Raw genomic sequence first — 20,164 nt, 5'->3', positions numbered from 1 at the left:
CCGACCAATATCCGCCCGCAATGACGGTTTTATTTCAGGGTATTCGGAGCAACGAAGTCGTTCTGAGGAAGAAGCCCCGTATTCACCGCCTCAAGCGGATATGAAGCGCCAGATCTTGTCGTCGGGCTCGATCTGGCCGCTCAGCACGAAATATTTGTAGAGCACGAGGAAGGACAGCGCCGTCTCGGTCGGTCCGTTCTGGAACTGGCGGCAATAGGCCTGGGCATTGCCAATGATGCGTTCGGCCTGTTCGGGATGACGCTCGAAGAAAGCGATCTTGTCGGAAAGGTCCGAAAAATCCGGCGCGAGCTCGACATAATGGACGTCGGGCTTCAGATGCCCCTCGCAGAACCAGATCTCGTTCGTCGGCTTCAGCATCAGGCACAGCGAATTCGAACTCATAATCCATTTCAGGTTCGTCGCCACGTCATAGCCTTCGAGCGAGACGATGTAGCGGTAGCGCTTCTGCTCCTCGACGCTCATGAACGGCCTGCGGTGGCGCTCCGGCGCGTGGGTGGCCGGCGAGCCTACATCGCAGAAGGGCAGCCCCTGGGCGGCGTCCAGGAAGGTCAGGCGGATCGGGTTGTTGAGATCGCCCCGCCACACGATCCGGGGCTGCTTGTCCGCGAACCGCAGCGGGTCCGCCGGCATCTGGAAATGGCGGAGCTTGTCCAGCTTGAACAGGACGGCATTGGCGTTGTCGGCGCCGACCGGCCGGTTCTTGACGATGGTAGGCACCGGCGGCAGGCCACGCACGTCGCCATATTCGACATCCAGCCGCAGCGCGCCATCGAAGTAACGCGCGAATTCCTTGAGGTCGTAATAGTACATCGTCGGGCGGAACGGCAACGTTGCCACCGATACCGCAGCCGCGCTCGGTGTGAAACGGTCTTGCAGCTTGTTGTAGTAGTTCAGCCGCTCGACGATCGAAGGTCCGGAGCGAACCGCTCGCGCCAGCCACTTGTCGAGCCGGCGGCGAAACAGCGCTGGCGGCGCACTGTCGCGAACAATATTACGAGCATAGTAGAAGACTTTCCCTGCCCGACGACGAAGATTACCCATCGATATTCCAATGCAAGCGGCCGCACCGGTTTTTATCGCCGGGACCACCGTTGCACCAGATAATCTCGGCGAAAAACAATCAAAGAATGTGACGAAACATTATTAAGAAACAACGCCAGTCAGCCAGCCCGGATGCGGGTTCTGTTCTAGGCCGCGACGACGGCGAAGCCCATGGCGCGCAAGCCCCGGCGCTCGGTCTGCAGGGAGCCGACCAGCCTGTCGCGGCTGCCGCCGATGTGAAGAACGAGGAGGCGCGCCGCCTCGTCGGCCTCACCTGCCCGGATCGCCGACAGAATGGCGCGGTGCTCGGCCCAGGCGCGGGCTGACGCCGCCTCGTCGCGAATTTCCAGCCAGCGCGCCCGCGACAGCCTTGTCATGGCATCGCGGACGCCGCGAAACAGGAACTCGTTGCCGGACATGCGCGCCAGTTCGACATGGAAATCAGTTCCGACCCGGTGCCACTCCTCCCTTGGCGTATCGTCGCCACAGGAATCCAGCATCGCCTCGATGGCGTCGAGGCCGCTCTTGTCCTCGAGCTTCGCCACCAGCCGCGCAGCCGCCACTTCGACGGCCTGCCGGTAGACCGCGATCTGCTCGATCTCGGCCAGATTGATCGGCGACACCGTCCAGCCGCGTCCGTCCCGCTGGACCAGCCCTTCCGTTTCCAGCCGGAGCAGCGCGGCCCGTACCGGCGTGCGCGAAGCGCCGAAACGGCTTTCGATCCAGCGTTCGGTGAGTTTTTCGCCCGGACCGATGTCGAGGCCGAGGATCATTTCGCGAAGCTGCCGCTCCACCTGCTGCATTTGCGACATCGCCGAACCGCTCTCTTCAATCCTGGCCCATTGACAGGACGCAAGGCGCGTCCGATACGGATACCAATTTGGTATCCCAAAGCGGCATACGAAACAAGCCGCAGTGAAGAGCGCCGACATGCCGAATGAAAACGCCGCGTCCGCCGATGCAGGCTACAATGTCCATTGGCGCCGCAATCTGGTCGTCTGCCTGATCGGCTCCTTCACCACGCTGGTGGCGATGACGCTGCTGTTGCCTTTCCTGCCGCTCTATGTCGAGGAACTGGGCGTCAGCGACCGCGCCGCCATCGTGCAATGGTCCGGCATTGCTTATGGCGCCACCTTTCTGGCCGCGGCGCTGGTCGCGCCGCTGTGGGGGCGACTGGGCGACCGCTACGGCCGCAAGGTGATGCTGGTGCGGGCAAGCTTCGGCATGGCCGTGTGCATGTCGCTGATGGGCATGGTGCAGGATGTCTGGCAACTGGTGGCATTGCGCCTGCTGATCGGCCTGGCTGGCGGTTATTCGTCCGGCTCGACCATTCTGGTCGCCATGCAGACGCCGAAGGATCGTTCCGGCTGGGCCCTGGGCATGCTTTCAGCCGGCATCATGGCCGGCAATCTGGTCGGCCCGCTGATCGGCGGCGGCCTGCCGCCCCGCATCGGCATTCGCGCCACCTTCCTGATTGCTGGCGGCGTCATCTTCCTGGCGTTTCTGGCCACGACCTTGCTGATCAAGGAAGAGCGGCGCCCGGCGACGACAGGCGCGCGGAAGCAGACGCAAGGCGGCTGGTCGCAGCTTCCCGACAAGCGGCCGATTGTGGCGATGCTGGCGACCGGCATGCTGTTGATGTTCGCCACCATGTCGATCGAGCCGATCATCACCGTCTATGTCGCCGAACTGGTTCCCGATCCGGCAAGGGTGACGCTGGTCGCCGGCTTCGTCATGTCGGCGGCCGCACTTGGCGCGATCCTGTCGGCGCCAAGGCTCGGCAGACTGGCCGACCGCGTCGGCCACTGGACCGTCATCACCGGCGCGCTGGCGGTCGCGGCACTGCTGCTGATCCCGCAGGCCTTCGTCACCGAAAGCTGGCAGCTGATCGTTTTGCGCTTCCTGATGGGGCTGGCGCTGGGCGGGCTTTTGCCCTCGGTCACAAGCATCATCCGCCACAATGTGCCGGACGGCGTCGGCGGCAATGTGCTCGGCTATTCCATCTCGGCGCAATATATCGGCCAGGTCGCGGGACCGGTGCTCGGCGGCTTTGTCGGCGGCCATTTCGGCATGCGCGCCGTGTTCCTGTCGACCGCCGTGCTTCTGGCGCTCGGCGCTTTCTACAACTGGGTCGTGCGCGCCCGCTACCAACAGCCGCAGCCCGCCTGAGGCCAGAAGCGTGCGATGTTGCGGCGAAGAGCCAGAGGCGCTTTCTTCCGAAAGTGCCTTTGCTTTTTGAATTCGAACGCCCGCCCCGCAACGAGACCGAGCCTTGCCGATGAGCCCTTCCCGCTTCGCCTTCGAACCCTGTTCGCCGCTGGTGCTTGCCGGCGGCCTCTGCGGCGCGGCCGGTGTCGCGCTGTCTGCCGCCGCCGCTCATCTCGGCGGGGCTTTTACCGGAACCGTGGCGTCATTTCTGCTCGCGCATGCGGCGGTCCTGCTCGCCATCGGCCTGGTCGGCGGCAACCGGCTGCTGCGCATCGGTGGCTTCGTGCTGCTGGTGGGGCTGGTGTTGTTTTGCGGCGACCTGCTCGCTCGCGATTTCCTCGGCGGCCGGCTTGTGCCCTTCGCGGCACCGGTTGGCGGTTCGCTGCTGATCCTCGGCTGGCTGGTCGTTGCCGCTTCGGCGCTTATACGTTCGAAGGCCTAGGGCTTTGAGACAGCCGCGCTGGCAAGCTGCGCCGCCGCGCCATCGAGGATGAACCGCAAGCCCGCCTCGAACAAGGCGGCATGCCCACCTTCGCGGTAATGCGCCAGACCCGCTGCCGTCAAAGGATAGTCGCGCGCCGCGCCGTCGAGTTCCGCGCCCCGGCCCGGCCCTTCCGGAAAATCGGCCTGCTCTTCGATGACGCAACCAAGCGTGTAGCGCCCAAGGGCGATGAACAACATCATCGCCTCGCCGGCATCGATACCCTGCGCGACCAGGAAGGCGATTTTCGCCTCGATGTCCTGCATCTCGTCGGGCTCGGCTTCGGTGCCGGCATGCACCCGGCCGGCGTCGCGGTAGGCAAGCAGCGCGGCACGAAAACTGCGCGTGTTCTGTGCCAGATAATGCTGCCAGTCCTCGTCCGCATGCGGCAGCCGGCTGTCATGGCCGCGCTCCAGGATCTCTTTGTTCATCGCGTCCAGCAACGCACGCTTGTTCTTGAAATGCCAATACAAGGCCGGCTGCCGCACCTGAAGCCGCTCGGCAAGCAGGCGCGTTGAAAGCATATCCACGCCAACCTCGTTGAGCAGCTTCAGCGCCTCGTCGATGATGCGCGCGCGGTCGACCTTCATTCTCGCCTCCGGATCATTGCGAGCTGCATTGCATCTGGAATTTATCAATGATAAGTGAATTTATCACTGATAAATTTTGAGCAATCCATGAACCGCCCCATCGCCGTCATTCTGGCCACGGTCGCCCTCACCGCAACCGGCATCGGGCTGACCATGCCGGTCATCCCGCAATTGCTGCGCGAGGTTGGCCATACCGGCGACCTCGGCTGGCGCTACGGGGCGTTCCTCGCGCTCTATGCATTGATGCAGTTCGTCTTCGCGCCGCTGCTCGGCGCTTTGTCCGACCGCTTCGGGCGTCGACCGCTGCTGTTGATGTCGCTGGCCGGCGCGGCTGTCGATTATCTGTTCATGACCGTGGCCCCGACGCTGTGGTTGCTGTTCGTCGGCCGCGCGATCGCCGGAATAACCGGTGCCGTTTCGGCGGTCGCATCGGCCTACATCGCCGACGTCACGCCGGAAGAGCAGCGCGCTCGGCGCTTTGGACAGCTTGGCGCGGCCTTCGGCATCGGCTTCATCGCCGGCCCGGCGATAGGCGGCCTTCTCGGAGGCGTCTGGACCCGCGCGCCATTCCTCGTTGCCGCGGCCTTGAACGGCATCACCTTGCTGATCGCCCTTTTTGTGCTGAAGGAGCCGAAGCGCCGCGACCGCGAAATGGCGACCGTTTCCCTCAATCCCTTCGCGCCCTTGCGCTGGGCATTCGGCTTTCCGCTGTTGCTGCCTTTGCTGGGCACTGCCGTGTTGCTGACGATGATCGGCGAAGTCGGCGGCACGATCTGGGTCGTCTATGTCGAGGACAAGTTCGCCTGGGACCCGCTGACCGTCGGCATCTCGCTTGCCTTGTTCGGCCTGTTCCACGCCCTGGCGCAGGCATTCGTCGCCGGGCCGGTCAGCGAAAGGCTGGGCGAGAAAAAAGCTCTGCTCGTCAGCATCGCCGCCGACAGCGCCGCCTATGTGCTAGTCGGCCTAGCAACGCGTGGCTGGATGGCTTTCATGTTGCTGCCGCTGCTCTGCCTCGGCGGTATCGGCGCGCCGGTGCTACAATCGTTGATGACGGCCGAAGTGGACGAGAACAATCAGGGCCGCCTGCAGGGCGTGCTTGCCGGCTTGACCAGCCTCGCCTCGGTGGTCGCGCCGCTGGCGATTTCAACCGGCTACTTCGCCACGCGCGCCACCTTCCCGGGGCTGGTCTGGATCGGCGGCGCCGCCCTCTACCTCCTGTGCGTACCGCTGCTGGTCTCCCGTCGACGGCTGCAAGGCGCGCCGGCTAGACCGTAACCTTCTCTGTTCTCTATTCCCTGTCCCGCAGATCCGCCGGCAACGGCTCAGCGCCGCTTGCGGCGGACGGCATCGAAGCCAAGCATCGCCAACCGGTCGCGGCGGGCAGCCTTGCGCTTCTCGGACACCGGAGGAATGCCCCAGTAGCTGCGATACAGTTCGTCGAACAGATAATCGATCGGATGCATGCTGCTTTTCCTTCGAGATGATGTCGGATTCGGCCCGGCCCTGGATCGGCCCGAGCTCGAAATACACAGAATTGGATCGATTCAAATATCGCTCGACCACTCCTGCCCGTCAAGGAGAAACTGGATCGATTCAAGAAATCTGCTAAAAAGCCTTGGGATTGCGCTGCTCGCCGACTAACTAGAAGAATGACACGCTGATCCGCCAGACGACTTCTGCCGCTGCCTCAAGGTAACGGAAAGTGCACGAGTGGTTGGCGGTAATGGGTCGCCTACGCGACCGACGGCGCCGAGGCAACCCGGCACCCTTAACGGCAAAGGAGCATGCCTATGGCGAGACAGGCGACGGCGATCAAGCCGATCAGGCTGGCGGATGTCGCCAAGGCCGCCGGTGTTTCGCATGGCACTGCCTCCAACGTTTTCAGCCACCCCGAGATCGTGCGCGAGGAAGTGCGCGAACGGGTGAAAGCCGCGGCGGACGCGCTTGGCTATACGGGGCCTGATCCCAAGGGACGGCTGTTGCGCGCTGGCAAGGTCAACGCCATCGGCGTCGCCACCGCGCAGCCCCTCTCCTATTTCTTCGACGACCCCTTCGCCCGCGTGGTGATGTCCGGCATTTCCGAGATTTGCGATGCCACCGGTGCCGGCCTGTCGCTGGTCTCGGCCATCAACGGCGAACATCTCGCCTGGAACATCCAGAGCGCACTGGTCGACGGCTTCATCGTCTTCTGCGTCGAAGGCAACTGGCAACCGGTGAAACTGACCCGCGAGCGCAAGCTTCCCTTTGTCGTGCTCGATTTCGCCTTCGACGAGGGCGCAACCTCGGCCATCGGCGTCGACAACAGGGCCGGCGCCAAACTGGCGGCCGAGCATCTGCTGGCCTTTGGCCATCGCCGTTTCGGTATCCTTGCGCTGCATTTCGCCGAAGGCAGCACCGGGCCGGTTACCGCCGCCCGCGCGCAAGGCGCCACCTATTCCGGCACGCGCGACCGCCTGACCGGCTATCTGGAAGCCCTTTCCCACGCCGGCATCGATGCGGGGAGCGTGCCGATCTATGAGACCGGCAACGACGTGCCGACCGTGCACGCCAGTCTGAACTACATGTTCGACCGGCCGCAGCCGCCCACGGCATTGCTCGCCATGTCCGACCGCATCGCCATGATCGCGATCGACTGGCTGAAGGAGCGCGGATTGTCGGTGCCGGGCGATGTTTCTATCATCGGTTTCGACGGCGTGCCGGAATCCGCCCGCTGCGAACCGCCACTGACGACCATTGCCCAGCCGATCATCGAGATGGGCCGCCGCGCCGCACGTGCCATCCTCGACCCGAGCGATGCCCTACGCAGGCAGGAACTGCCGTTCGAACTGATCGTGCGGACATCGGCCGCCGCGCCACGCTAGGCCGGGCGCGGCAAGGGGCGGGCCTTAGCCCTGGCCCATCCGGTTCCAGGCATCCAGCCCGGCGATCTTGTAGGCTTCGGCCAACGTCGGATAGTTGAAGGTGTTGTTGACGAAGAAATCGATCGTGCCGCCGAGATTGATGACTGCCTGGCCGATATGGATCAGCTCGGTCGCGCCCTCGCCGACAATATGCGCTCCGAGCAGCCGGCGCGTCTCCAGCGAGAAGAGCAACTTCAGGAAGCCCGAATTGACGCCCATGATGTGGCCGCGCGACGTCTCGCGGAACCGCGCGACACCGACTTCATAGGCAACGCCGCTGGCGCGCACCTGCTCTTCCGACTGGCCGACCGTGGAGATTTCCGGCACCGCGTAGATGCCATAGGGAAACGTTTCTGGCGGCGGCGGCAGCGCCACGCCGAAGGCATGGCATGCGGCCACCCGGCCCTGCTCCATGGATGTCGAGGCGAGGCTCGGAAAACCGATGACGTCGCCGGTGGCGTAGATATTCGGCACCACCGTGGTCTGGAACGTGTGCGGGTCGACCTTGATGCGGCCGCGGGCATCGGCCTCGATGCCGACGGCCTCAAGCCCGAGACTGCCGACATTGCCGCTGCGGCCGGCGGCGTAGAGCACCATTTCGGAGCGGATGCTGCGGCCATCCGCAAGCGTCACCTCGGCGAAATCCTGTCCAGACTTCACCTCCTTGACGCTGCTGCCCAGCCGGATGGTCATGCCGCGGTCGCGCATCTGGTGGATGAAGTCGTCGACGATCTCGCGGTCGACGAAATCGAGAATCGTGTCGCGCGGCTCGACCAGCGTCACCGGCACGTCGAGCGCCGAAAAGATGGTGGCGTATTCGACGCCGATGACGCCGGCGCCGATCACCGTCAGCGAACGCGGCAGCTGCGACAGTTCGAGCATCTCGTCGCTGTCGAACACACGCTTCTTGTCGAACGGCACCTCGGCCGGGCGATGCGGCCGCGTGCCCACCGCGATCAGGGCATTGGCGAAGCCGATCTCGCTGTAGTCGCCGGTATCGGTGGTGAGGCTGGCGCGATTGGGACCGAGAAACCGCACCATGGCGCGCGCGCTCTTGACCGCATTGCGCATGAACTGGTGCTGCAGCACCTCGACCTCGTGGTCGAGGGTCTTGTGCAGGCGTTCGATCAAGTCGCCGATGGAGATGTCCTGCTTGACCCGGTAACCGCGACCGTAGAAGCCGCGTTCGCGCCAGCCCGACAGGTTGAGCACCGTCTCGCGCAGGGTCTTGGAGGGGATGGTGCCGGTATGCACCGAAACCCCGCCCAGGCGCCGGCCGGCATCGGCCACCAGCACACGCTTGCCGAGCTTGGCCGATTGCACGGCGGCGCGCCTACCCGACGGGCCGCTGCCGATGACCAGCATGTCGTAGTCCATAAAACCCTCTTGTCCCGCCGCGGTTCGCGACGCGCTTCATATCCGGTCGCGGCGCCGCCCGATCACATCAAGCTAGCGCTTTGGCCATCATCCATTCAACCGATTTAAGCAAACGCGAAACACGGATGGCCCGCCACCCAGATTTCACCGTCGCCGTAACACGCGCCTCTTGATTCTGCGACCGGCACGCCCCATCTCGATTGAGCCGGCCGGTACGAAAACCGCGCCGAATGACGAGGATATGACATGAACGCGCGCGTGCTTGACGGCGAGATCATCACTTCCAGGCTGGACGATGTCCGTGCCTATGACGGCGTGCGCTCGCGCCGGGTGTTTGCCTGTATTCTCGACTATATCGTGGTCGGCCTGCTGACCATTCCTTTCGCCATCCTGGTCTTCCTGCTCGGCATCATCACGCTGGGCCTGGGCTGGATGCTGTACTCGTTCCTGGTACCGGCGGTAGCCGTCCTCTACATCTGGAACACGCTGGGCGGCCGCGAACAGGCCACGCTCGGCATGCGGGCAATGGGCATCCGCCTCGACAGGCTGGACGGCGCGCCGATCGACGGCATGACCGCCGTGGTCCATACGGTGCTGTTCTGGGCGGGCAATGTGCTTTTGACGCCGCTGGTGCTCCTGGTCACCCTGTTCTCGGACCGCAAGCGCGCGCTGCACGACCTCCTGCTGGGCACAGTCGTCAGCCGCAGCGATCGCTGAGGCCGTCCTTGAACGCGCCGGCTCGCCTGGTTGCCGATTATGCGGGGCGGCCGGGCCGAAAGCTTGATAATCCTGTTGAATTTTCTGCCGTACGCGCCAAGGTAGAGCGATTCGTGGGAGCATCTTTCGACGCGCGATGACGCAGCATCCTACCCAGTCTCCGCAGTTCTTCCTGACCGCGCCTTCGCCATGCCCCTATCTCGAGGGTCAGTTCGAGCGAAAGGTCTTCACCCACCTCGTTGGCGACAAGGCCTCGGACATGAACGACCTGCTCACCCAGGGCGGTTTCAGGCGTTCGCAGAACATCGCCTATCGCCCGGCTTGCGAGAGCTGCCGCGCCTGCGTGTCGGTCCGCATCCTGGCGCAGGAATTCGAGCCGAGCCGCAACATGCGGCGCGTCGAACAGCACAATGCGGACCTGATCGGCACCATGCACGATGCCGAGCCCTCGACGGAGCAGTATTCGCTGTTTCGCGCCTATCTCGACGCCCGCCACCGCAAGGGCGGCATGTCGGACATGACGGTGCTCGACTACGCCATGATGGTCGAGGACACCCATGTCGACACCAAGATCATCGAATACCGCCGGCGCGGGCCGGACACCTTCATCACCGGCAAGGGCCAGGGCGCGCTGGTTGCGGTGGCGCTGACCGACAAGATGGCCGACGGCCTGTCGATGGTCTATTCCTATTTCGACCCTGAGATGGACGAGCGCTCGCTGGGCACCTTCATGATCCTCGACCATATCCAGCGCGCCAAGACCATGGGCTTGCCCCATGTCTATCTCGGCTACTGGGTCAACGGCTCGCGCAAGATGAACTATAAGATGCGTTTCACGCCGCAAGAACATCTCGGCCCGAAGGGCTGGGAACGCTTCGGCGGCTGAAGTTGAACGATCGGCCCGTCTAGCCACCAAGTCCACGTCAGGATCCAGGCTCGCAACGCTGCCGTTGCCTTATGACGGAGCCTGTGCGCGTGACTGTTTCGCATGATCATTCGAAAGGTCTGTTCATCGCCGCCCTCGGCGGCATGGCGCTAACCGTCGATATTCCGCTGATCCGGCTGGCCGACGGCCAGCCCTGGAGCATCCTGATGCTACGCAGCGGCACCACCCTGCTGGCCGGGCTAATCGTCTGGGCGATCTGGCGCTCGCTGACGCCCAAGGCACCGAAACTGATCCCCGGCCGCGCCGGGCTGGCCGTCGCCACGCTTTACGGCATCGGCTCGATCGCCTTCATCACCGCGGTCTTCAACACCACGACGGCCAATCTCGTTTTCATCCTCGCCTTCAACACCATGTTCGCGGCACTGCTGTCATGGCTGTTCCTGGGCGAGCGGCCGCGCCCGGCCACCTTTGCGGCGATGGCGGCGATGATCGGCGGCGTCGGCATCATCGTCGGCGGCTCGATCGGCTCCGGCCATCTGTTCGGCGACGTCCTGGCCGCCACCTCGGCCTTCTGCATCGCTTCCGCCATCACCATTTCACGCCACAGCGGCAAGGACATGGGTTTCCCCGCGCTGATCGGCGTGGTGCTGCCCTTCCTCGTCGCCGTCCTCATGGTCTGGAAGACCGGCTATCAGGTGAACGCGCCGTGGTGGATCATCTTCAATGGCGGCTTCATCATCCCGATTTCGTTCTTCTGCCTGGCCACGGCACCGAAATACATTCCGGGCCCGGAGGCGGCGATGTTCTATCTCCTGGAGACCGTGCTGGCGCCGGTCTGGGTGTGGCTGGTGTTCAACGAGGTTCCGTCGCGCGACAGCATGATCGGCGGCACGATCCTAATCGTGGCGCTGGTCAGCCATTCACTGTGGCAATTGCATCAGGGCCGCAAGCGCCGCGCGACGCTTGCCGTGCGTCACCCCGCCTGAACCTTGCGCGGCGCCGATTCCAGGACGACCGGCTCGGCAACCACCGTTGGTGCTTCCTCCACGTCAGCCGTTTCGGGCGGCTGGCGGTCCACCACATCCACTTCGTAGAGCCATTCGCGCCAGATCGCGACCAGCAGCGCCATCAGCACCGGGCCGATGAACAGGCCGAGAAAGCCCATCGTCTTGACGCCGCCAATCAGGCCGAAGAAGGTCGGCAGGAATGGCAGCTTGATCGGACCGCCGACCAGCTTGGGCCGGATCGTCTTGTCGACGATGAACAGTTCCACCGAGCCCCAGATGAACAGCGCGGCGCCTGCGACGATCGAGCCCGAACCGACGAGATAGATCGAGACCAGAGTGAAGGCGAGCGGCGCGCCGCCGGGGATCAGCGCCATGACGCCGGTGAGCGCGCCCAGCGTGACCGGCGAAGGCACGCCGGCCAGCCAGTAGGCGATGCCAAGCACGACGCCCTCGCCGATGGCGATGACGGTCATGCCGGTGACGGTCGAGGAAATGGTGGCCGGAACCACGCGCGAGATGCGCTCCCAGCGGACGGGAAGGATACGTTCGCCCAGCGTATCGACCTGCCGGGCAAATCCCTCGCCGTCGCGATAGGCGAAGAACAGCGCGATCAGCATGAACAGCAGTGTCAAAAGCAGCGAGAAGGCGCTGCCGCCGGCAACCAAAACGGTGTTGTAGATGGAGCGGATGGTAGCGCCGCTGACCAATTGGATCAGTTCGCCGATGCCGCCCGGATGACCAAGATTGCGGGTCCATTGCTCGTTCAGCCACTCGCCGACCACCGGCAGGCTGGCGATCCATTGCGGCGTCGGCGCGCCATAACGATTGGTGCCGATCGCCCAGGTCACCCATTCGCGCACCTCGTTGATGACATAGGTGCCGGCCATAGAGATCGGAATGACGAGGAAAGCGAGGATCAGGAGCAGCGCGATGGTGGCCGCGATCGTGCGGTTGCCGTTAACGGCGACAAGCAGGCGCTTGTAGAGCGGCCAGCTGGCGAAAGCGATGACCAGTGCCGCCAGCACCGGAACCAGGAAGCCGTAGAAGAAATACACGCCGGCCGCGACAATCAGCACCAGGAGCCAGCGTGCCGCCGACAGCGGCGCAATGACCGCCGCCCTGTTGGGCGCCGCCGCACCAAACAGGCGCGGTTCCTTCTGCGGCGTTTTCGTCTGCGGTGATTTCAAACACGTCCCCCGAATCGACAGCGGCGGCTCAAGCAAGGCCACTGTCCGGTACTATGCACGACGATAGTGCAGCAATCGTGACCATAAGCCAATCGACGGGAAAATCTCCGCCCGGTCAGCCAGCGGCCGTGGAGGACGTTTCAGCCGGCCTCGCCGTGCGGCCCGTAGGCCGCAGCATGGCGACCAATACCGTGCGCACGATCGTCTCCAGCTTGTCGAGCGCGATGCCGTTCGACGGCAGGTCGTTGCTGGCGATGCCCTGGATGACGGCCATCAGCGCCGGCACCAGCGTTTCCAGTTCGAGCAGCGGGGCTATTTCGCCGCGCTCGCTGGCGGCGCCGAGATAATCGAGGAAGAGCGTGCGCACCTGCGTCATGTGGTTGCAGTAGGTGGCCCGCACGGCTTCGTTGCGGGTCGCCTCGGCATGGAACTGCGCGATCAGCGCGCAGGCGCCGGTCTCGTGCACGAAACGGATATGGGCCATGGCGCCGAACACCATGCCCTCGACGACGTCGGGATTGTCGAACATAACAGCGAACTTGATCTCGTCGTCGCGCTGCGCGGCGGCGCAGATCTCCTCGATGATCGCCTCCTTGGAGACGAAATAGCGATAGAGCGCGCCGGGGCTCATGCTGGCCTCGGCGCAAATCTGTTGCATCGACGCGCCCTGGAAGCCCTCACGGGCGAAACAGGTCTTGGCGGCTTCCAGAATGCGCTGCACCTGAAGCTCGCGGCGCTCGGCACGCGACAGCGCCCTGCCCTCGTCGGCCTCCGCTTCCAGCATCATCTCGATATTGCCAAAGGCTGTTTTCATTGCTATTCCAAGAAATGCGAATGATCATTCTCAATTTATGCGAGCGATCATTCGCGGTCAATGCCGGGTCACGCGCAACACTCCTGACAAAAGTCGGGCAACGAAAATGGCGCGAGCTCGTTCTTTACGCTTGTTACAGATCCCCCATAGCAGCGAGCGAACAATCATGTGCCCGTCCAACGATCAGGAAGCGGACCGGATCGCGAATGGCGACGCCCCTTATACGAAGCTTATCGAGGCGATGCGCCCCCTTGCCGGCAAGTGGAAGATCGAAATCCTCTGGATTCTTGCCCAGCGCAGCCACCGTTTCGGCGAGCTCAGGCGCAGCCTGCCCGGCATCACCCAGCATATGTTGACACTGCGGTTGCGCGAGATGGAGGCCGACGGACTGATCCGCCGCACGGTCTATCCCGAAAGCGTGCTGCGGGTGGAATACGAGGTCAGCGAAGGCGCGCATGGGCTGAAGCCAGCCTTCAAGGCGCTGGTGGAATGGTCGGAACAATATGGTCCGCTGTCCAGGCAGCGCGCCGCCGACGAGATCGTGCGCGCGCTGCCCAATATCGCCGCCTGACCGGCTCCATGGAGCTGGGAGTTCCGCGAACGCGCTACGGGCTCGTCGCGGTGTCGTAGTCGGCGATGTGCCCGAAGGCATAGCCCTTGGCGCGCAGCCCGGTGACCAGCGCCGTCAATTTGTCCCTGCCCTGGAAGACGTCCTGGAACATCTCGTCATGCATGAGCAGGACGAGCTTGTTCTTGCCGACCGTGCGGCCGGCCGCGAACAGGTGCCCGATCTCGTCGATCAGGCGGTCGACGGATTGCACCGGCTTGCCGCTGTCCTCGTGCACCCATTCGAAATCCCAGCCATAGAGATGAAAGCCGGAAGCGGCGACGAACTCGAAATCCACCTGCTCGCGCTGCGCCTCCTCCAAACTCAGGCCGAAATCGTCGCGCGACATATATTGCAGGCGGAAGACGTCCCGGCCGGGTAGCCGCGCCGGAACCGGCGGCGGTGCCTTGAGACCGAGCACTGTGTTCGCCTTCAGCATGTCGGCCACAACCGCCTCGGTGTCGGCATAGAAGCGCTGGTAGCGGTTGTTGGCGTGGCTGAAGCTGTGGTTGCCCACCGTCACCAGCGGCAGCGACTTCGCCCGCGTCACCAGCGCGCCGCGCTCCGGGCTCACCAGCGCATGCTGGCCGACCATGAAAAGTGCGGCCGGCACCTGCTGTGCCTCCAGAACGTCCAGCACATTGGCGGTGCCGTTGAGCGGTCCGTCGTCAAAGGTCAGATAGACGGTGCGCTGGGCGGCGCCGGCCGGCACGCACGCGGCCAGCAACAAAAACAGCGCCGCGCGCGCGACTGCCAGCATCGATATCCTCCATCCCCTCGCATATTAGCGCGACAAGGTAGAGAGCCGGCTGCGGGCGTCAAGAAGTCCGCGATAACCAGGCCATCGTCGGTTGAAACATGGTCAATCCCGACGACGGAGCGCGCGGCAAACCTCGCCTCAACGCGAGAGATATTCCCGCATCAGCAGCCGCGCGCGATGGAGTTTCGCCTTGATGCTCTGGCGTGTCTCGCCAAGGCTTTCCGCCAGCTCGTCGATCGTCATTTCGCGCAGGTCGCGAAGCAGCATGACCTCGCGATAATGCGGCGGCAAGGCTTCAATCGCGGCCGCGATGTCGAGCTTGAGCTCCGCGTGGGGACGGACGCCGAACGAGCGCTCCAGATCGATCTCGGCCAGCGATTGTGGCGGCTGCAGCCGCATGGTGCGCGCCAGCCTCATGCACTCGCGCCGCACCACGGTGAACAACCAGCCGGAGAACGCGGCGAGCGAGCGGATCGTGCCGACCCTGCGCGAAAGCAGCCACAGCGCCTCCTGCGCGGCATCCTCGGCATCGGCGGAGGTGCGGCAGCTCGAACGGGCATAACGACGGATATCCGGCTGCGCGATATCGAGCAGCTTGACGATCGCCACGCGATCGCCGAGCCGCGCTGCATCGAACAGATGGACCGGCACAGTGTTCATGTCGAACCTAGGAACGCCGGCCCATACCGGTAACGGCGCACGTCGGACAGTAGCCGAACAGGCCGGAGAGCACCAAGGCAACACCCATCATGGCTGCGAGATAACTGATCGGGGCGGCGAGCCAGATCAGCGCAGCCGCCGCTGCCGCCAGCCCGACGACGATCCTCATCATCTGGTGCAAGCCGCCGATATTCTTCCTGTAGAACGCCATGGTTCAAATCTCCTGTCTCGCCGGCACCATGCCGGCTGCAGGGATAAGAGGCGCGAACCCCGCAAAAGGATTCGCGCCGCCATGGAAGAAAGTCGGTTATCCGAATTTGCCGGTGCGCGGGAACCCCTTCGGCACCATGCGGCCGGCGGCGGCGCGGTTGCCGATCCACTCGGCCAGTTCCTCGCGCGGCCGAACGAAGGTGCGGTCGGCCGAATCCTGCCAGGACAGGCCACCCTCCATGGCGAAGGTCTTCACGTCGAGCACGCCGCCATCCTTGTATTTCTGCAAGCGCACGCCCTTGCCGCGCGCCATTTCCGGGATTTCGGAAAGCGCGAACACCAGCATCTTGCGATTGTCGCCAACGATGGCGACATGATCGCCCGTGGCCGGCAGGCAGCGCGTGGCTTCGTCGGGCGTCTTGACGTTCATCACCTGCTTGCCCTTACGGGTGTTGGCGACCACTTCCTCCTCGGAAACCACGAAACCGTTGCCCTCATGCGAGACAAGCAGCAGCTTGCGCTTCGGATCGTGGACGAAGGCGGTGACGATATCCTGATCGTTCTCCATGTCGACGATGATGCGGATCGGCTCGCCGTGGCCGCGACCGCCCGGCAGGCGATCGGCGCCGATGGTGTAGAACTTGCCGCCGGTGGTGAAGACGAGGATCTTGTCGGTGGTCTGCGCATGGAACGCGAGCTTCAGCCCGTCGCCTTCCTTGAAGCCGAACAGCGAATGGTCGGTCAGATGACCCTTCATCGCCCGCAGCCAGCCCTTTTCCGACACCACGACCGTCACCGGTTCCTTCTCGATCATCGCATGCGCGATGTCGGTCAGGTCGTGCTCTGGCGCATCTGCGAACTGGGTGCGGCGCGGGCCGAGTTCCTTGTTCTCCTCGGGCCCGAAGTCGCGCCGGATCTTCTGGATTTCCCAGGCGATGGTCTTCCACTGCTTCTCCACCGAGGCGAGCAGGGATTCGATCTGCTTTTTCTCCTCCGAGAGCGCGTCGAACTCCTTGCGGATTTCGAACTCTTCCAGCTTGCGCAGCGCCCGCAGCCGCATGTTGAGGATGGCTTCGGCCTGCACGTCGGTCAGCGACCAGCGCGCCATCATCACCTGCTTGGGCTCATCCTCCTCGCGGATGATGCGGATGACCTCGTCGATGTTGAGGTAGGCGATCAGATAGCCGGCAAGGATCTCCAGCCGCTTCTCGATCTCGCCCAGCCGGAACTTCGACCGCCGCACCAACACTTCGCGGCGATGGTCGAGCCATTCCTGCAACACGCCCTTGAGCGACAGCACGTTCGGCACCTTGCCGCGCGACAGCACGTTCATGTTGAGCGGGAAGCGGCTCTCGAGCTCGGTCAGCTTGAACAGCGATTCCATCATCAGGCCTGGGTCGACGGTGCGGCTCTTCGGCACCAGCACGATGCGGATGTCTTCCGCGCTCTCGTCGCGGATGTCTTCCAGAAGCGGCAGTTTCCTGGCCATCAACAGTTCGGCGATCTTTTCGATCAGCCGCGACTTCTGCACGCCATAGGGAATTTCGGTGACCGCGATCACCCAGGTTCCCCTGCCCTGATCCTCCTGGTTCCATCTGGAGCGGACACGGAAGCCGCCCCTGCCGGTCTCATAGGCTTCGAGAATGGACTGGCGGCTGTCGACGATGATGCCGCCGGTCGGGAAATCCGGGCCCTGCACGAACTCCATCAGCTTGACGACCGGCGCGTCGGGATGGTCGATCAGGTGAAGGGCGGCGTCGCACAATTCGGCGGCGTTATGCGGCGGCACCGAAGTGGCCATGCCGACGGCAATGCCGGAGGAACCGTTGGCGAGCAGGTTCGGGAACGCGCCCGGCAGGACGGTCGGCTCCTCGTCCTCCTCATTGTAGGTCGGACGGTAGTCGACCGCATCTTCGGTGATTCCGAAGAGCAGCTCCGTCGCCACATCCGTCATGCGCGCTTCGGTGTAACGCATGGCGGCGGCATTATCGCCGTCGATGTTGCCGAAATTACCCTGGCCGTCGACCAGCGGGTAGCGCATGGAAAAGTCCTGCGCCAGGCGCACCAGCGCGTCGTAGATCGACTGGTCGCCATGCGGGTGGAACTTGCCCATCACTTCGCCGACGATGCGGGCGCATTTGGCGAAGCCCTGGTCCGGGTTGAGGCGCAACAGCCGCATGGCGTGCATGATGCGCCGGTGCACCGGCTTCAGGCCGTCGCGCACGTCCGGCAGGGCGCGGTTCATGATGGTCGACAGCGCGTATGAAAGATAACGATCTTCCAGCGCCTTCTTCAGGTCGACCGGTTCTATGTTGTCGTGACCGCCATTGTCAGGCGGCAAAAGGCTCTTTCCCATGGGTTTGGACTAGCCGAGCGGCTGATTCGCGACAAGAGGCGGCAGGTCAAGCACTTCCTCGCTTATCCATGACAATTTGCAGCCAGCCGGCACCTTTCGCAGGGCAAGCCCCACATCGCCGCCATGAAACTGTAACAAGCCCCGTATAAGCGCGGCCACGGTAATACGGGATGTTGCGCGGGTCGCGGGCATGACGTAAGGACCGCGCCTCGCCGCCGCTCGACTTGCCGGATCTGTCTTTTTCCGCGAATGTCGGCTTTTGTGGCGGGCAATGCCTTCTTCCGGCCCCTTTCCTTGCGGACGGGTGGAGGCGCAAATCGATAGACGTTTTCTCGAAAGCCTCAGGCACCCTTTGGAGCACGCGATGACCATCCACCGCTCGACCGTTCGCAAGTTCGCCGTTTCGGCGCTTCTTCTCGCCCTGCCGCTCAGCCCGGCATTCGCGGCCGACACCAAGGCCGTGGCGGAACGTCTCAAGGCCACGTTTGAAAGCCAGGGTGTGACCGTCGGCTGGACCGGCGTCTCCGGCGATACGTCCAACATGGTGCTGGAAGGCGTCACCATCGCGCCGGTCGGTGAAAAGGAGCCGCTGGCGATCGGCAATGTCACGCTGAAGAACGTGACGGACGCCAATGGCGGCTATCTCGTCGACACCGTCGCCACCCAGGCCTTCAGCCAGGAGAAGGACGGCGCCAAGTTCGAGGTGAGCCCCTTCGTCATCAACGGCATGTCTATTCCGGCCGAAGGCAACACCGATCCGCTCGCATCGCTTTTGATGTACAAGTCAGCCCAGCTTGATACGCTTTCCGTGAAGGTCGCCGACAAGACCGCCTTCTCGATGAACAACCTCACCGTCAACGTGAACCCGCCGGCCAGCGGCCAGCCGATGACTTTCACCGGCGGCGCCCAGAAGTTTACCGGCGATCTGACGCTGATCCAGGACGCCGAGACCAAGCAGGTCGTCGAAGGGCTCGGCTATCAGAACATCTCCGGCAAGCTCGACATGGCCGGCTCCTGGCAGCCGACCGACGGCAAGCTCGAACTGTCGAAATACGACATCGCGGTCGACAATGCCGGCACGATCGGCATGACTTTCGCGCTCGGCGGCTACACCACCGACTTCATCAAGTCGCTGCAGCAGCTTCAGAAGAAGATGGCCGCGACGCCGGAAGGCGCCGACAAGTCGGCCGAAGGCATGGCTGTGCTCGGCCTGATGCAGCAGCTCTCCTTCGGCAGCGCGACGATCCGCTTCGCCGACAATTCGCTCACCAACAAGGTGCTGGAATTCGTCGCCAAGAAGCAGGGCATGACCGCGAAGGACATCGCCAACCAGGCCAAGGCCGTGGTGCCGTTCGGCATGGCGCAGATCAACAATCCGGAACTGACCGCCCAGGTGACCAAGGCCGTCAGCGACTATCTGGACAATCCGCAGAACCTGGTGATCGCCGCCAAGCCGGCCAGCCCGGTGCCGTTCGCGCTGATCGCAGCCGGCGCCATGGCAAGCCCCGCCGACCTCACCAAGACGCTGGGCGTGACCGTTACCGCCAACGGCAACTGATCGCCGTTCGCCCATCGTCGCGACATGCAAAAAGGCCGCCTCACTGGCGGCCTTTTTCATTGAATGGAGATGAGGATCGTATCCCCGCTTGCGCAAGCCAGGGGATCAGGCCCTGCTGAAGGCAGCGTCCGAACGGGAACGAAGCGGCAAAAGCCCGGTCAGCACATCGTCTTCCGCCGGCTCGAGGTCGATCGTGCCGACCGTCTCGCCGTCCTCGAAATTCAGCGCGGCGCGGTAGCGGCGGGCAAGCGCTTTCATCGCCTGGTTCTGCGGGTGGGTGGTGACGCGCAGCCGCGTGTAGCCCAACCCGCGCGCCTGCGCGATCAGGCGCTCGAACAGAAGCGCGCCGATGCCGCGGTGCTGCAACTGGCGTTCGACGCTGAAGGCGATCTCCGCCGTCGGCGTCGCTTCTTCCGGCCGCTCATGCAGTTCGGCAGCGCCCAGCACCATATCGTTCTCGACATAGCCGACGACGGTCGTACCGTCGGCGAAACTGCGGTCGGCATAATCAGCGATGAAGCTGTCGTCGGGCAGCCCGTTGAAACGGTCGCGCCTGCTTTCAGCGTCGAGCCTCAGGAGATGATCGCGGAATCGCGGAAGTTCCGAAGGTCTCAGCTGGCGAATTGTCCCCGTCAGGGGGCGCGTGTTCGAAATCTGTCTTTCCATGTCGCACTCCTCGTGGGTTCCTCCCCGAGTCGGTGCTCGATGCCCTTAATATTGTGCAGCGCACCATGGATTGCAAGATCACGCTGGGTAACGTTTACGTCAAGGTAAACTTCCGCGA

General features: G+C 63.8%; 21 protein-coding genes. 9 read left to right on the top strand and 12 right to left on the bottom strand.

Translation table 11 applies throughout. From position 1 onward, the window contains the following. Window positions 1-90 precede the first annotated feature (90 nt). Both FZF13_RS20515 and FZF13_RS20510 read right to left on the bottom strand, forming a co-directional pair. Window positions 91-1,062 (bottom strand): glycosyl transferase family 90, encoded by a 972-nt coding sequence (locus tag FZF13_RS20515; protein WP_024926276.1) that lies wholly within the window; start codon window positions 1,060-1,062, stop codon window positions 91-93. A 146-nt stretch (window positions 1,063-1,208) separates the two neighbouring features. Continuing rightward, window positions 1,209-1,874 (bottom strand): GntR family transcriptional regulator, encoded by a 666-nt coding sequence (locus FZF13_RS20510; protein WP_024926275.1) that lies wholly within the window; start codon window positions 1,872-1,874, stop codon window positions 1,209-1,211. Between the two features lie 118 nt (window positions 1,875-1,992). Between FZF13_RS20510 and FZF13_RS20505 the strand changes: the two genes are divergently transcribed. Both FZF13_RS20505 and FZF13_RS20500 read left to right on the top strand, forming a co-directional pair. After that, window positions 1,993-3,231: a multidrug efflux MFS transporter gene (locus tag FZF13_RS20505; RefSeq protein ID WP_024926274.1), complete on the top strand. Its 1,239-nt coding sequence runs from the start codon at window positions 1,993-1,995 to the stop codon at window positions 3,229-3,231. 109 nt (window positions 3,232-3,340) lie between these two features. Next, the gene (locus FZF13_RS20500; protein ID WP_024926273.1) at window positions 3,341-3,712 is read left to right on the top strand and encodes a DUF423 domain-containing protein; all 372 of its coding nucleotides are present in this window, start codon (window positions 3,341-3,343) and stop codon (window positions 3,710-3,712) included. On the opposite strand, the gene FZF13_RS20495 is transcribed toward FZF13_RS20500, so the two are convergent. Beyond that, entirely contained in the window at window positions 3,709-4,341 is a 633-nt protein-coding gene (locus FZF13_RS20495) for a TetR/AcrR family transcriptional regulator C-terminal domain-containing protein (protein ID WP_024926272.1), read from the bottom strand. The two genes, FZF13_RS20500 and FZF13_RS20495, sit on opposite strands and share 4 nt — an antisense overlap. An 87-nt stretch (window positions 4,342-4,428) precedes the next feature. Here FZF13_RS20495 and tet point away from each other — a divergent pair, with 87 nt between their 5' ends. Beyond that, window positions 4,429-5,616, top strand: coding sequence for a Tet(A)/Tet(B)/Tet(C) family tetracycline efflux MFS transporter (gene tet, locus FZF13_RS20490; protein WP_024926271.1), 1,188 nt, complete (start codon window positions 4,429-4,431; stop codon window positions 5,614-5,616). Between the two features lie 47 nt (window positions 5,617-5,663). On the opposite strand, the gene FZF13_RS28995 is transcribed toward tet, so the two are convergent. Further along, a complete protein-coding gene (locus tag FZF13_RS28995; RefSeq protein WP_162835309.1) occupies window positions 5,664-5,804 on the bottom strand; it encodes a hypothetical protein in 141 nt (46 codons plus the stop codon). Between the two features lie 327 nt (window positions 5,805-6,131). Between FZF13_RS28995 and FZF13_RS20485 the strand changes: the two genes are divergently transcribed. Then, a complete protein-coding gene (locus tag FZF13_RS20485; protein WP_024926270.1) occupies window positions 6,132-7,202 on the top strand; it encodes a LacI family DNA-binding transcriptional regulator in 1,071 nt (356 codons plus the stop codon). Between the two features lie 24 nt (window positions 7,203-7,226). Here the strand turns inward: FZF13_RS20485 and sthA are convergent, their stop codons facing one another. After that, the gene (gene sthA, locus FZF13_RS20480; protein WP_024926269.1) at window positions 7,227-8,618 is read right to left on the bottom strand and encodes a Si-specific NAD(P)(+) transhydrogenase; all 1,392 of its coding nucleotides are present in this window, start codon (window positions 8,616-8,618) and stop codon (window positions 7,227-7,229) included. Window positions 8,619-8,864: 246 nt separating this feature from the next. Here sthA and FZF13_RS20475 point away from each other — a divergent pair, with 246 nt between their 5' ends. The 3 genes from FZF13_RS20475 (at window position 8,865) to FZF13_RS20465 (ending at window position 11,207) form a co-directional block, all read left to right on the top strand. Then, window positions 8,865-9,335 carry an RDD family protein gene (locus FZF13_RS20475; RefSeq protein WP_024926268.1) on the top strand — a complete coding sequence of 157 codons (471 nt, stop codon included), beginning with the start codon at window positions 8,865-8,867 and terminating at the stop codon, window positions 9,333-9,335. A gap of 136 nt (window positions 9,336-9,471) precedes the next feature. Next, window positions 9,472-10,221 (top strand): arginyltransferase, encoded by a 750-nt coding sequence (locus FZF13_RS20470; protein WP_024926267.1) that lies wholly within the window; start codon window positions 9,472-9,474, stop codon window positions 10,219-10,221. An 89-nt stretch (window positions 10,222-10,310) separates the two neighbouring features. Further along, a complete protein-coding gene (locus tag FZF13_RS20465; protein ID WP_024926266.1) occupies window positions 10,311-11,207 on the top strand; it encodes a DMT family transporter in 897 nt (298 codons plus the stop codon). On the opposite strand, the gene FZF13_RS20460 is transcribed toward FZF13_RS20465, so the two are convergent. Both FZF13_RS20460 and FZF13_RS29170 read right to left on the bottom strand, forming a co-directional pair. Beyond that, window positions 11,195-12,415 (bottom strand): AI-2E family transporter, encoded by a 1,221-nt coding sequence (locus FZF13_RS20460; protein ID WP_024926265.1) that lies wholly within the window; start codon window positions 12,413-12,415, stop codon window positions 11,195-11,197. The genes FZF13_RS20465 and FZF13_RS20460 overlap by 13 nt on opposite strands. Window positions 12,416-12,530: 115 nt before the next feature. Then, window positions 12,531-13,229, bottom strand: coding sequence for a TetR/AcrR family transcriptional regulator (locus FZF13_RS29170; RefSeq protein ID WP_024926264.1), 699 nt, complete (start codon window positions 13,227-13,229; stop codon window positions 12,531-12,533). Between the two features lie 166 nt (window positions 13,230-13,395). On the opposite strand from FZF13_RS29170, the gene FZF13_RS20450 reads away from it, so the two are divergent. Next, on the top strand, window positions 13,396-13,800 hold the full coding sequence (locus tag FZF13_RS20450) for a winged helix-turn-helix transcriptional regulator (protein ID WP_024926263.1): 405 nt from the start codon (window positions 13,396-13,398) through the stop codon (window positions 13,798-13,800). 34 nt (window positions 13,801-13,834) lie between these two features. On the opposite strand, the gene FZF13_RS20445 is transcribed toward FZF13_RS20450, so the two are convergent. The 4 genes from FZF13_RS20445 to parC all read right to left on the bottom strand — a co-directional run bounded on the left by FZF13_RS20445 (window position 13,835) and on the right by parC (window position 17,822). Continuing rightward, a complete protein-coding gene (locus FZF13_RS20445) occupies window positions 13,835-14,596 on the bottom strand; it encodes a polysaccharide deacetylase family protein (RefSeq protein WP_024926262.1) in 762 nt (253 codons plus the stop codon). Between the two features lie 138 nt (window positions 14,597-14,734). Next, the gene (locus FZF13_RS20440) at window positions 14,735-15,256 is read right to left on the bottom strand and encodes an RNA polymerase sigma factor (RefSeq protein WP_024926261.1); all 522 of its coding nucleotides are present in this window, start codon (window positions 15,254-15,256) and stop codon (window positions 14,735-14,737) included. Window positions 15,257-15,263: 7 nt separating this feature from the next. Continuing rightward, entirely contained in the window at window positions 15,264-15,467 is a 204-nt protein-coding gene (locus FZF13_RS20435; protein ID WP_024926260.1) for a YgaP family membrane protein, read from the bottom strand. Window positions 15,468-15,563: 96 nt separating this feature from the next. After that, the gene (gene parC / locus FZF13_RS20430; protein WP_024926259.1) at window positions 15,564-17,822 is read right to left on the bottom strand and encodes a DNA topoisomerase IV subunit A; all 2,259 of its coding nucleotides are present in this window, start codon (window positions 17,820-17,822) and stop codon (window positions 15,564-15,566) included. A 364-nt stretch (window positions 17,823-18,186) separates the two neighbouring features. Here parC and FZF13_RS20425 point away from each other — a divergent pair, with 364 nt between their 5' ends. After that, window positions 18,187-19,380, top strand: coding sequence for a hypothetical protein (locus FZF13_RS20425; RefSeq protein WP_024926258.1), 1,194 nt, complete (start codon window positions 18,187-18,189; stop codon window positions 19,378-19,380). 105 nt (window positions 19,381-19,485) lie between these two features. Here the strand turns inward: FZF13_RS20425 and FZF13_RS20420 are convergent, their stop codons facing one another. After that, complete coding sequence (locus FZF13_RS20420) at window positions 19,486-20,046, bottom strand: GNAT family N-acetyltransferase (protein ID WP_024926257.1); 561 nt, start codon at window positions 20,044-20,046, stop codon at window positions 19,486-19,488. Between the last annotated feature and the right edge of the window lie 118 nt (window positions 20,047-20,164).

It is taken from the genome of Mesorhizobium terrae (assembly GCF_008727715.1).
Classification (GTDB): Bacteria; Pseudomonadota; Alphaproteobacteria; order Rhizobiales; family Rhizobiaceae; genus Mesorhizobium; species Mesorhizobium terrae.
This window is presented reverse-complemented; position numbering and strand designations above follow the sequence as displayed.